Source organism: Azorhizobium doebereinerae UFLA1-100 (genome assembly GCF_000473085.1).
GTDB classification, from domain to species: Bacteria; Pseudomonadota; Alphaproteobacteria; order Rhizobiales; family Xanthobacteraceae; genus Azorhizobium; species Azorhizobium doebereinerae.
Genome location: NZ_AXBA01000015.1, coordinates 42,493 through 54,477 on the forward strand (window position 1 = coordinate 42,493; position 11,985 = coordinate 54,477).

An 11,985-nucleotide genomic window follows, 5' to 3' on the forward strand; every position below is an offset into this window, starting at 1 on the left:
GCCCGGCCGGTCCGCACGAACCGGCCGGGGAGGGGTCAGGAGGCGAGGGCGCTGGGCTGGCCCTCGAACTGCGGCAGCAGGCGCTTCACCTCCTCGCGCAGCCGGGCGGCGAGCGCGGGGGCGGGCGGTACCAGCGGCGCCAGCAGGCGGGGGGCATCGACGCCGACGAGGTCCATCACCGCCTTCATCGGGCCGGGGTTGGTCTCGGCGAAGGCCATGTTCATCATCGGGATGAACTGGCGATGCAGCGCCAGCGCATCCTGGGTGCGGCCGGCGGCGGCAAGGTCGAAGATCTTGCGCCAGGCGCGCGGCAGCAGGTTGGCGGTCACCACGATGCCGCCCTTGGCGCCCGCCGCCACATGCAGCGGAAACAGGCTGTCCTCACCGCTCAGCACGGTGAAATCGGGGCCGACCCCCGCCACCGTCTGGAGGAAGTGGTACATGTCGGTATTGCAGGCCTTCATGCCGATGATCCGCTCGTGCCGGGACAATTCGTGCAGGATCTCGGGCTGGATGGCGATGCGGGTGCGGTAGGGGATCTCATAGATCAGGATCGGCACCGGCGAGGCGTCCGCATAGCGCAGGAAATAGTCCCGGATGCCGGCCTGGGTGGGGTTGGTGTAGTAGGGGGTCAGCACCAGCAGGCCGTCGACGCCCGCCGCGCCGAACTCGCGTCCCGCCTGGAGGGCGTCATGGAAGCCGGTGTCGAGCACGCCGGCGATCACCGGCACCTTTCCGGCCATCGCCTCGGCGGCAAGGCCGGCGAACCTGATGCGCTCGGAGCGCGCCAGCGCGCCGTATTCGCCCGTGCCGCCCAGCGGCACCAGCCCGTCGATGCCCTGCTGGAGCAGCCAGGAGAACAGCGCCTTGGAGGCCGGCACGTTGATGGTGTCGTCGGCGTTCACCGGCGTCGGGGTGGCCGGCAGGATGCCGCGCAATTGGGGGGCAGTCAGCATGGAACGAGGAACCTTGTCATGAGGTCGGGTGAGGCGGTCAGGACGCGACGCTGCGCCGGCGGAGCCGGTCGGCCGCGAAGATCAGCACCGCGATGAACACGAACAGGCAGGTGGACACCGCCGCGATCACGGGGGAGACCTGAAGCGTCACCTCGTCCCAGAACTGCTTGGGCAAGGTGGCGTTGAGGCCGCCGGAGGCGAACAGCGCGATGGTCAATTCGTCGAACGAGGTGGCGAAGGCGAACAGGAAGGACGACATCATTCCCGCCCCGAGGATGGGCAGCGTCACGTAGCGCAGCGTCGCCAGCGGCCGCGCGCCGAGGCTCTGGGCGGCGAGGTCGAGGCGGGTGTCGTAGTTGCGCAGCACCGCCATCATGGTCATCACCACATAGGGCACGGCGACCACGGTGTGGCCGAGGACGAGGCCGAGCGCGGTGCCCACGAGGCCGATGCGGGCGAACATGTAGAACAGCCCCACCGCGATGATCATGCGCGGCACCACGATGGGCGACAGCACGAAGGCCAGCATGGCACCCTTGCCGCGCATGTCGCCGCGGACCAGCAGGAAGGCGGCGGGCGTGCCGATGAGCATCGACAGCACGCCGGTGCCGAGGCCGACCAGCAGCGAGCGGGTGAGCGCCTGCGCCCAGACCGGAGAGTCGAGCATTTCCCGGTACCACTGCAAGGTAAAGCCCTGCGGCGGCCAGTTGAGGCCCCCCGAGCCGAACGACAGCGGGATCATCAGCACCGCCGGCAGGCTCATGAGGACGAGCACGATCCAGACGAACGCCACCAGCGGACGGGGCGGCTTGGCGCCGTCGCGTCGGCCGCGCGGGAACACCGCGATGATCCGGTCGCTGACATCGCCCAGCAGGGTCAGGATGGCATCCCCGATCCGATGGCCGAAACCCTGGGGCCTGGCGGTGGCGGCGCGCGGCGCGGACGTGCCGGTCATGGAGGAGAGGCCGAGCAGCTTGTCGTAGAGCACGAACACCACCAGCACCACGAGCAGGAGCAGCACGGAGATGGCGCCGGCAAAGCCCCAGTTCAGCGTCTGGAGCACCTGGTCGATGATGAGCTGGGTGATCATGGTCTCGCGCCGTCCGCCCAGCAGCGCGGGAACGATGAAGAAGCCGATGGCGGTGACGAACACCATGATGGCGGCGGCCGCCACGCCGGGCAGCGAGAGCGGGAAATAGATCTTCCAGAACGCCGTGCCGGGCCGGGCGCCGAGGGTCGAGGCGGCGCGGGGCAGGGTGCGGTCGATATTCTCCATCACCGCCAGCATGGTGAGGATGGCGAGCGGCATCAGCGCGTGCACCATGCCCACCAGAACGCTGCCGAAATTATAGAGCAGGTCCGCCGGTGTATCGATGATGCCGAGCGAGGTGAGCAGGTGGTTCAGCACCCCGCGCCGGCCGAGGATGACGATCCAGGCGAAGGCGCGCACCAGGAAGCTGGTCCAGAACGACAGCAGCACCCAGAACAGCAGCGTCGCCTTGCGCTCCGGGCTTGCCACGGAAATCAGATAGGCGATGGGATAGCCGCCGACGACGGACAGGACGGTGGTGAAGAAGGAGATCTTCAGCGTGATGAGCATCACGTTGAAATAGAGCGGCGAGGCGAACAGCTGCTGGTAGGCGGCGAGGCTGAAGCCTGCCTTGCCCCAGACGCTGAGCGCCAGGAGCTGGCCGACGGGATAGACCAGGAAGGCCAGGAGCAGCACCACCAGCGGCGCGGCCATAAGGGCGCGCCCGAGGCGTTTCTTGCGCGCGGCGGCGCGGGCCCGCGCGGAGGAAGACGGGGGGAGGGCGGCCATCGCTCAGTGCGCCCCGGCATCGGCGATGGCGACGGCGTCCGCCGCCTGCCAATCCAGTTCCAGCAGGTCGCCGATCCGGTGCTCGTCCGACAGGCTGCGGGTGGGATAGGCGGCGATCAGCGGCGGCAGGCCGGGCGTCACCGCATCCAGATAGAGCTTGGTGAGGCTGCCCGTGACCATCACGTCCGCGAGGCGGCCCTTCAGCTTGCCGGAGCCGTCCACCGGCGCCCGCACGGTGATGTTCTGCGGGCGCACCATCACGGTGACGTCCGCTCCGGCGGCGAGGGGCGCGCCGTTGCTGATGGCCTGCCCCGTGCCAGCGCCCGCGGCCAGCGCGATGTCGAGGGTCTCGCCGGCCGTGGCGGAGATGCGGGCCGGCAGCAGGTTGGATTCGCCGAGGAAGTCGGCGACGAAGACCGTGCGCGGGCGGAAATAGAGGTCGCCCGGCGCGCCGAGTTGCTCGATGCGGCCGGCATTCATCAGGCAGATGCGATCCGACATGGTCATCGCCTCTTCCTGGTCGTGCGTCACATAGATGATGGTGGTGGCAAGCTCGCGATGGATGCGCTTGATCTCCAACTGCATCTGCTCGCGCAGCTTCTTGTCGAGCGCGCCCAGGGGCTCGTCCATGAGGATGATGGAGGGCCGGTAGACGAGGCAGCGGGCGAGCGCGATGCGCTGCTGCTGGCCGCCGGACAATTCGCGCGGGAAGCGCTTGGCCACATGCGGGAGGCGCACCATTTCCAGCGCCTCCGCCGCGCGCTTGCGGGCCTCCGCCGCCCCCACCTTCCGCATCTTGAGCGGGAAGGCGATGTTGTCCTCGATGGTCATGTGCGGGAACAGGGCGTAGTTCTGGAACACCATGCCGAGATCGCGCTCATAGGGCGGGCGATAGGTGACGTCGGCGCCGCCGATGCGCACCTCGCCCTCGTCCGGCGTGGCGAGGCCGGCGATGAGGCTGAGCAGCGTGGTCTTGCCCGAGCCGGAGGGGCCAAGCAGGGTCAGGAACTCGCCCGCCGGCACGTCGAGGCTGGTCGGGGCCAGGGCGACGAACTCGCCGTAGCGCTTGGCAAGCCCGTGGACGGTGAGACTGGACGACGACATCAGGCCTGCTCCGGCGAGGAAACGACAGGGGGGCGACTGCGCACGGCGGGCGCGCCACGTTCCGGTGCCGTCGCCGCATGAGGGGGACCCGCACACACGCGAAGCCACCAGGGGCCGTACCGGCCGGATAGGGGTATCCGGCCGGTACGGGAGCGCGGCGCCTTGGGGAAGCAGGCGCCGCGAGGGGTCAGCTCAGGATCCAGCTGTTGAAGCGCTCGATCACCGCCGCCTGGTTCTTCAGCCAATATGCGGCGTCGATCTGCAGGCCGCTGGCGATGTTCGCCGGATAGGTCGGGCAGCTCTTGGCGATCTCGGGCTTGATGTAGTCGAACGCCGCGGGCTGGGTGACGCCGGCGGGGAAAAACTCGGTCAGCGCCGCCATGCGCTTCGGGTCCGAGGCAAACTTGATGAACTCGCGGCAGGCGTCGGCATTGGGCGTGCCGGCGAGGATCGACCAGTGGTCGCCGCCCCAGATGCCCTGGTTCCAGATGATCTCCACCGGGGCGCCCTTGGCCTGCGCCGCCTGGGCACGCGAGACCCAGGTGGGGATCATGTCCACTTCGCCGCTGGCCAGCACCTGCTCGACCAGCGCGCCGGAGGTCCACCACACCGCCACATACGGCTTGATGGCGTCGAGCTTGGCGAAGGCCTTGTCCACGTCGCAGGGGTAGACCTGGCTGGTCGGCACGCCGGTGGCCATGATGGCCTCCTCGATGGTGTCGAACGGATGCTTGCGCACCGAGCGGCGGCCGGGGAAGTCCTTCACGTTCCAGAAGTCGGCCCAGGAGCTGGGCGCCGCCTTGCCTTTGAAGGCGTCGGTGCGATACGCGAGCACCGTCGTATAGACGTTGGTGCCGACACCATAGGGCGACATGTATTGCTGCGGAATGGTGGCGATGACCGGGTCGGACTCCAGGCCGTGCTTCTCCAGATACAGCGTGTCGCCGGTGGTGAGCATCAGGATGGCCGGCTTGCTGATCTTGGCCATGTCCCAGGTGTAGTTCTTGGTCTCCACCATGCTCTTGATCTGGGCGGTAGGCTCGGCGCTGGCCTGGACGCCGACCACTTCGATGCCGGTCTTCTCGGTGAATGGCTTGTAGAACACCGCGCCATAGGCCTTGGTGTAGATGCCGCCGTCGTCGCGCACGACGATGCGTTTGCCCGCCGCGCGGGAGGGGGACCACACCGCCGGCATCATGACGGCGGCCGCGCCGAGAGCGGCGCCCTTCAGAAGCGTGCGGCGGGAGGCGCCGGAACCGGGAAGATCAGTCATGACAGGACCCCTCGAAGGTTGTTGTTGATGATGGGACTGACGCGGAAAACCTAGGCGACCCGCGGCGGCAGCAGCCGGCCGGGGTTGAAGCGGCCATCGGGATCGATGGTGGCCTTGATGGCCTGCATGAGCGCCAGCTCAACCGGCGACTTGTAGTGCGCCATCTCGCCCACCAGCGTCCGGCCGATGCCGTGCTCGGCGCTGAAGGTGCCGCCGAGCCCATGGGAGACCTCGTTCACCACATGGCGCACCCGGCGGGCCATGGCGTCCGGGTCGGAGATGGCGCCCCACTGCTCCCACGAGAAGAAGGGAATGAAATGGACATTCCCGTCGCCCATGTGCGCGACAACGATCACCGGCAGGCCCGGCACCAGCTCACGGACCGCGTGCGTGGCCTGCGCGATGAAGGTTGGCACGGCCGAGACCGGCACGGCGCAATCGGTGGTCAGGCCGACGCCGGCCTTTTTGTTCGCCTCGGAGACGGAGTGGCGGATCTCCCACAGCGCGGCGCGCTGCGCCTCGCTCGCTGCCACCACGGCATCCTGTACGAGGCCGGCTTCCAGGGCGGCCTCCAGCACGCGGTTCAAAGCCGACGAGAGTTCCTCCGCCTCGCCGCTGTCCGCCAGTTCCACCAGCAGGTGCCAGGGATGGCTGCCGGCGAGCGGATTGCGGCGATCGGGGACGCGGGTGAGCACCAGGTCGAGCTGAAGCTGGTTGATCAGCTCGAAGCCCGAAAGGCGGGAGCCGCACGCGGTCTGGAAGCGCCCGAGCAACTCCAGGGCGGCCTGCGGATCCGCAAGGCCGATCCAGGCGACGGCGTGGGCGGTGGGCAGCGGGTGCAGCTTCAGCGTCGCGCCGGTGACGATGCCGAGCGTGCCTTCCGAGCCGATGAAGAGGTGCTTCAGGTCGTAGCCGGTGTTGTTCTTGCGCAAGGCCTTCAGCCCGTCCCAGATGGAGCCGTCGGGCAGTACCACTTCCAGGCCGAGCACGTTCTCGCGCGTGTTGCCGTAGCGCAGGACAGCAGTGCCGCCGGCATTGGTGGCGATGGTGCCGGCGATGTGGCAGGACCCCTCGGCGCCCAGGCTGATGGGATAGAGCCGGCCGGCGGCGCGCGCCGCCTCCTGCACCGTGGCCAGCACGCAGCCGCCATCCACCACCATGGTGTTGTTGGCCGCATCCACCGAGCGCACGCGGCGCAGGCGGGCGAGGGCGATGATCACCGGCGGCTTGCCCTCCGTGCCGGGCACGGCGCCGCCGCACAGGCTGGTGTTGCCGCCCTGAGGCAGGACCGGAACCTGGAAGTCGCGGCAGATGCGCACCGCGGCGGCGACGTCCTGCGTGCTGCGCGGGAGAACCACGCAGGCTGCCGGCCCGGTGTAGCGCTCGCGCCAGTCATGGACATAAGCGGCGAGATCGGCCGGTTCCGTCAGCACGCTGTCGGCGCCGAGGCTGGCCCGCAGTGCGTCCGTCACGTCCAAGCTCGTACCGTGCATCATCGTGATTCCGTCTCAATAATCGCAATACGATTACAATGATTGGGATACGCTACATACGTTTTTCCCCGCACACAAGCTGCATGCGCAGGCAGGCGCCACCGCTTCTGGGTACAAACTGTGCATGCGACGGACGGGCAAGGAGGGGCGCGGTCGATCAGGCTTCGCCGTCGGGGCCGAGCATCTTGCGCAGCAGGAACATCAATGCCACGCGCTCGGCGGCGTTGAGGTTCTGCAGCGTCAGTTCGGTGATCGCCTGCGCGCAGGGCACCATCTCGTCGAGCGTGCGGCTGCCCTTCTCGGTGAGAGTCGCGATGACCTTGCGCCGGTCCTGCGGGTCGGTGGACAGCGAGATCAGCCCGCGCCCCTTCAGCCGCTCCATGATGCCGCGGATGGTGCCCTGATCGACCGCCGTGGCGCGGACCAGCTCGCTCTGCGAGCTCGGGCCATGATCGCGGATGGCGCACAGGGTCACGAACTGCACGGTGGTCAGGTTGGGGTCGGAGGCGGTGTGCTGGAAGATGGACACGTGGCGCTGGTAGGTCCGCCGCAGGAGGTGGCCGACCTGCTCGCGGAAGTCATAGGCCATCGTGCCGGCAGCGGCTTCGGCGGGCCCGTCGGCAGGTTGATCGTGAAGGGGAGTGGCCGGCACGATGGGCGTCACCGATGCAGTGGACAGGGGGCGCCAAGCCTGCCACGAACGTCCCGTCAGGGTCCGCTCGGCGTCCTTATCCAGTAATCGTAGTGCACACACTACGTTATCTGCAACAGGGAGAACGTGGGAAGATCGTCGGCGGCGAAAAATTAGCCGCACTGCACCTGAAATGACCATGCATTGCACAAATTATATCTGACGCGGGAGGTGGTGCGTCGAAGATTGGACGTTGACGAAATAAGAAGTGTGTACTCTATTTTGAGTAGTTGCAGAGCAAGCCATGTACGGCCCGCCAGCCACGGCGTCCGCCGTCAGTCATCTGCCGCCCGGCGCCCGCAGCGCCGAGGGCCATAATCGCGGGGTGAGCTTCATGTCGTTCCATCAGTCGTTGCGATCGCTGGTTCTCGCCGCCGCCGTGGCCGGGGCGTCCCTGTGCGGGGCGAAGGCGGACGAGATTTCTGTCACCCAATGGGGCACCAGCCTCTATGGCGCGCCCTATGCGGTGGCGATGGCCGACGGCCTGTTCAAGAAGGCCGGCGTCGACATCACCAGCATCATCGGCTCGGGCGGCGGCGGCACCACCGTGCGCAACCTGCTGGCCAGCGATACGCCCTATGGCGAGGTGGCCATCGCCGCCGCGCTGGCGGCGCAGCGCCAGGGGCTCGATGTCGTCATCGTCAACACCGGCACCCGCTCGGTGGCGGAGGCCTCGCTGGTGACCATGCCGGACTCGTCGGTGAAGTCGCTGAAGGACCTGGAAGGCAAGAAGGTCGCCATCACCTCGCCCAAGGGCGTCTCGGAGATGCTGCTGCTGATGGCCCTGAAAGAGCAGGGCGTGGATGCCTCCAAGGTCGAGCGCGTCGCCTCCGGCGGCTACGTGAATGGCCTCACCATGCTGGAGCAGGGCGCGGTCGCCGCTGCCGTGCTGATCGAGCCGCTGTCCATCATCCGCGCCGACAAGTACCGGACGGTGGTGAATTACGGCAAGGTTCTGGCGCCCATGACCACTTCGGTCGGCATCACCACCCGGGCCTTTGCCAAGGCCAATCCGGCCAAGCTGAAGGCCATCATCGCCGGGCGCGCCGCCGGCGTGGAGGCGCTCTACGCCGATCCGGCCAAAGCGGCGACCATCATCGCCAAGGATTTCAAGCTCGATCCGCCGATCGCCAAGATCGCGGTGGAGAACATGATCGCCCCGCGCATGTGGAGCCTGGGCGAGTTCTCCATTCCCGAGCTGAACCGCACCGTGGACGGGCTGAAGCTGATCGGCGAGGTCACCGCCGACGTGGACTGGTCGAAGCTGCTTGATCCCTCCTACCTGCCTCCGGCGCTCCAGGCGGTGAAATGAGCGCGGCAGCCCTCGCCCAGGTGCCGGTCGTGGCGCCCGATGACCACCATGCCCGCCTGCGCGGCGTGACCCGGATCTTCGGCCCCCGCAACGGGACGGGGGTCCACGCCCTGGGCCCGGTGGATCTGGATTTGCGCCGGGGCGAGTTCTTCTCCGTGGTCGGCCCGTCCGGCTGTGGCAAGTCCACCTTGCTTGACGTGCTGGCGGGGCTGTCCTTCCCCACTGCCGGCACCGCGGAATTCGAGGGCAAGCCCATCACCGGCGTGCCGGCCGGCGTGGGCGTGGTGTTCCAGGAGGATGCGTCCTTCCCTTGGCTCAGCGTCGAGGACAATGTCGCCTTCGGCCTGCGCCGCTCTGGCGTCGACGGGGCGGAGATCGCCCGCCGCGTGGACTATGCGCTCGGCTTCATGGGTCTGAAGGCCTTCGCCAAGGCCTATCCGGCGCAATTGTCCGGCGGCATGCGCCAGCGCGTGTGCATCGCCCGCACGCTGGTGATGCAGCCGCGCCTCATCCTGCTCGACGAGCCGTTCGGCGCGCTCGACCAGCAGACCCGCCTGCTGATGGGCGACGAGCTGCTGCGCCTCTGGCGCGAGACCAGCGCCACCGTCCTGCTCATCACCCACGCCCTCGACGAGGCGGCCATGCTGTCCGACCGGGTGGGCGTGATGTCCGCACGCCCCGGCCTGTTCATCGACGTGCTCGACACCGGCTGGCCCCGCGACCGCGACAGCCGCATCGTCTCGCATCCGCGCTTCGGCGAGCTGACCGCCCATCTGTGGGAGAAGCTGCGCGCGGAATCCCTCAAGCATCTGCGCGGCAGCTAGGGGGATCGGGAGACATGGCCCTAGCCTCGCTGTTCACCGCCTCCACCTACGCCATGTGGCTGCGTCTCGCGGTGATCGCCGGCGCGGTCGGCGCGCTGGAGCTGGCCTGCCGCATCGGCTGGGTGCCGATGACCATCGTCCTGCCGCCCTCCGTCATGGCGGCGAGCCTCGTGGAGCTCCTGGCCAGCGGCGCCTATAGCCGCGACATCCTGGTGAGCTTCTCCAACGTGGCGTTGGCCGCATTGCTGGCCGTCGGGCTCGGCTTCCTCATCGGCGCGATCCTGCATGCTCTGCCGGCGGTGCGCAGCGCCGTGGAACCGCTGCTGGCGAGCTATTACGCCGTGCCGACCTTCATGTTCTATCCGGTGTTCATCATCCTGTTCGGCGTCGGCAGCGGGGCGATCATCGCCATCGCGGTCCTGCTCGCCATCGTGGCCATGATCACCGCCACCCTGAACGGCGTCGACCGCATCCCTCCCGTGCTGTCCAAGACCGCGCGCATCTTCCGCATGGGTCCCGTGGAGCGGGCGCTCAAGATCAGCCTGCCGGCGGCGCTGCCCTACCTGTTCACCGGGGTGAAGCTGTCGGTCGCCTATGCCTTCATCGGCGTGATCGCTTCGGAATTCATCCTCTCCGGTGCCGGCATCGGCTACGCGATCGCCTATGCCTACAACAACTTCAACAACCGCTCCATGTACGGCCTGATGCTGCTGATCGTGCTGGCTGTGACGCTCATCAACACCGGCCTCGACATGATCGACCGCCGCCTGCAAGCGCGACTGAGGCGCTGAGATGATGCGGCACATCCTAGGTCCCGTCCTCGTCATCCTCTGCGGCCTGCTGGCCTGGGAAGTGCTGCATCTGCTGGTGGCCAATTCCAGCCTGCCTTCGCCGCTCGCCACCTTCGTCGAAATGGGCGTGCTGCTGCGCGACCCGGACTTCTGGAAGCAGGCGGCCCAGACCGCGCAGGCGTTTGCGGTGGCGGTGGTGCTCTCCACCGTCGGTGGCATCGCGCTCGGGGTGCTGCTGGGCATGAAGCGGCTGGCCGGCCAGGTGGCCGAGCCGATCCTGGTCAACCTCTACTCCCTGCCCAAGGTCACGCTCTATCCCGTGGTGCTGCTGATCTTCGGCCTCGGCATCTCGGCCCGCATCGCCTTCGGCATCATGCACGGGCTGATCCCGCTCACCCTGTTCACCATGAACGCCATCCTCCAGCTCAAGCCGGTCTATCGCCGGAGCGCGGCGGTGATGGGCCTCACCTCCTGGCAGACGGCGTTGCGCGTGGTGCTGCCCGCCATCCTGCCGCAGGTCATCACCGGCGCCCGGCTCGGCGTCTCGCTCTGCCTGCTCGGCGTCCTGATCGGCGAGATGTTCGCCGCCCGCAACGGGCTCGGCTACATGGTCACCCATGCCATGGAGCGCGGCGACATGCCGACCGTCCTGGCGGTAGCCCTGATCATCGCCGCCGTCGCCCTGGCGGCGAACGGCCTGCTCCTCGCCCTCGACCGATCGAGGCAGCCCTGATGCGGAGGTGTGCCTGCTGAACCGCCCGCCGCCGTCGATCCGTACGGCCTGAACACAAAGATGCCCGCCGGTGACCCGTGGGACCGTCCACGAGGACGGCCATGTCTGCGCGCGCCCGCAAGCACCGCTCGCCTCAATGGGAGAAGCCCAAGATGTATGATCCTTTCCAGATTGACCGGCTGATCGACCTCTGGCTCGCCGAAGACATCGGCTATTGCGATCTGACCGTTCAGGTCATGATCGAGCCCGACGAACAGGGGCATTTCTACATGAATGCCCGCGAGCCCATGACCATCGCCGGCATCGACATCGCGGCGGCCGTGTTCGCCCGCTACGACCGCCGCCTGGAGGTGGAGACCAAGGTGAAGGACGGCGACGTGGTGGGGAAGGGCGCAATCCTGCTCACCGTCCGTGGCCCGGCGCGCGGCATCCTCACCGCCGAGCGCACGGCGCTCAACATCGTGCAGCGCATGTCCGGCATCGCCACCGAGACCGCGAAATACGTCGCCGCCGTTGCGGGTACCAAGGCGCGCCTCATCGACACCCGCAAGACCACGCCCGGCCTGCGCATGGTGGAGAAGCACGCGGTGACCTGCGGCGGCGGCCTCAACCATCGCCTCGGCCTCGATAATGGCGTGATGATCAAGGACAACCATATCGCGGTCTGCGGCGGCATCGCCCCCGCCGTCGCCCGCGCCCGCAAGCGCCTGCCCACGCTGACCAAGATCGAGGTGGAATGCGACCGGCTCGACCAGGTGGGCGAGGCGCTCGCCGCCGGGGCCGACGTCATCATGCTCGACAACATGTCCATTCCCGACATGAAGGCGGCGGTGGAACTGGTGGCCGGGCGCGTGCCGCTGGAAGCCTCCGGCGGCATTCGCCTCGACACCATCGGCCCGATCGCCCAGACCGGCGTGACCTACATCTCCACCAGCAAGATCACCCAGTCCGCGCCGGCGGTGGATATCGGCCTCGACGAGGCGGAGTGA

General features: G+C 68.1%; 11 protein-coding genes. 5 read left to right on the forward strand and 6 right to left on the reverse strand.

Going from position 1 to position 11,985, the window contains the following annotated elements; translation table 11 throughout:
- Nucleotides 1-35 precede the first annotated feature (35 nt).
- The 6 genes from dapA to YU1_RS0112765 all read right to left on the reverse strand — a co-directional run bounded on the left by dapA (nt 36) and on the right by YU1_RS0112765 (nt 7,234).
- On the reverse strand, nt 36-956 hold the full coding sequence (gene dapA, locus YU1_RS0112740) for a 4-hydroxy-tetrahydrodipicolinate synthase (RefSeq protein WP_029004406.1): 921 nt from the start codon (nt 954-956) through the stop codon (nt 36-38).
- 37 nt (nt 957-993) lie between these two features.
- Nucleotides 994-2,700 (reverse strand): ABC transporter permease subunit, encoded by a 1,707-nt coding sequence (locus YU1_RS0112745; protein WP_245263313.1) that lies wholly within the window; start codon nt 2,698-2,700, stop codon nt 994-996.
- A 78-nt stretch (nt 2,701-2,778) separates the two neighbouring features.
- Nucleotides 2,779-3,879, reverse strand: coding sequence for an ABC transporter ATP-binding protein (locus YU1_RS0112750; RefSeq protein ID WP_029004408.1), 1,101 nt, complete (start codon nt 3,877-3,879; stop codon nt 2,779-2,781).
- Nucleotides 3,880-4,066: 187 nt separating this feature from the next.
- A complete protein-coding gene (locus tag YU1_RS0112755) occupies nt 4,067-5,152 on the reverse strand; it encodes an ABC transporter substrate-binding protein (RefSeq protein ID WP_029004409.1) in 1,086 nt (361 codons plus the stop codon).
- 50 nt (nt 5,153-5,202) lie between these two features.
- Nucleotides 5,203-6,624: an FAD-binding oxidoreductase gene (locus tag YU1_RS0112760; protein WP_245263314.1), complete on the reverse strand. Its 1,422-nt coding sequence runs from the start codon at nt 6,622-6,624 to the stop codon at nt 5,203-5,205.
- Nucleotides 6,625-6,802: 178 nt separating this feature from the next.
- Entirely contained in the window at nt 6,803-7,234 is a 432-nt protein-coding gene (locus tag YU1_RS0112765) for a MarR family winged helix-turn-helix transcriptional regulator (RefSeq protein WP_035715234.1), read from the reverse strand.
- A 346-nt stretch (nt 7,235-7,580) separates the two neighbouring features.
- Here YU1_RS0112765 and YU1_RS0112770 point away from each other — a divergent pair, with 346 nt between their 5' ends.
- The 5 genes from YU1_RS0112770 to nadC all read left to right on the forward strand — a co-directional run bounded on the left by YU1_RS0112770 (nt 7,581) and on the right by nadC (nt 11,985).
- The gene (locus YU1_RS0112770) at nt 7,581-8,648 is read left to right on the forward strand and encodes an ABC transporter substrate-binding protein (protein ID WP_198018917.1); all 1,068 of its coding nucleotides are present in this window, start codon (nt 7,581-7,583) and stop codon (nt 8,646-8,648) included.
- On the forward strand, nt 8,645-9,472 hold the full coding sequence (locus YU1_RS0112775) for an ABC transporter ATP-binding protein (protein WP_029004413.1): 828 nt from the start codon (nt 8,645-8,647) through the stop codon (nt 9,470-9,472). The genes YU1_RS0112770 and YU1_RS0112775 overlap by 4 nt, the downstream gene beginning before the upstream one ends.
- Before the next feature lie 14 nt (nt 9,473-9,486).
- The gene (locus tag YU1_RS0112780) at nt 9,487-10,263 is read left to right on the forward strand and encodes an ABC transporter permease (RefSeq protein ID WP_051356819.1); all 777 of its coding nucleotides are present in this window, start codon (nt 9,487-9,489) and stop codon (nt 10,261-10,263) included.
- Between the two features lies 1 nt (nt 10,264).
- Complete coding sequence (locus tag YU1_RS0112785; RefSeq protein ID WP_198018919.1) at nt 10,265-10,996, forward strand: ABC transporter permease; 732 nt, start codon at nt 10,265-10,267, stop codon at nt 10,994-10,996.
- Nucleotides 10,997-11,097: 101 nt separating this feature from the next.
- Nucleotides 11,098-11,985, forward strand: a complete 888-nt coding sequence (gene nadC / locus YU1_RS0112790) for a carboxylating nicotinate-nucleotide diphosphorylase (RefSeq protein WP_245263315.1) — start codon at nt 11,098-11,100, stop codon at nt 11,983-11,985.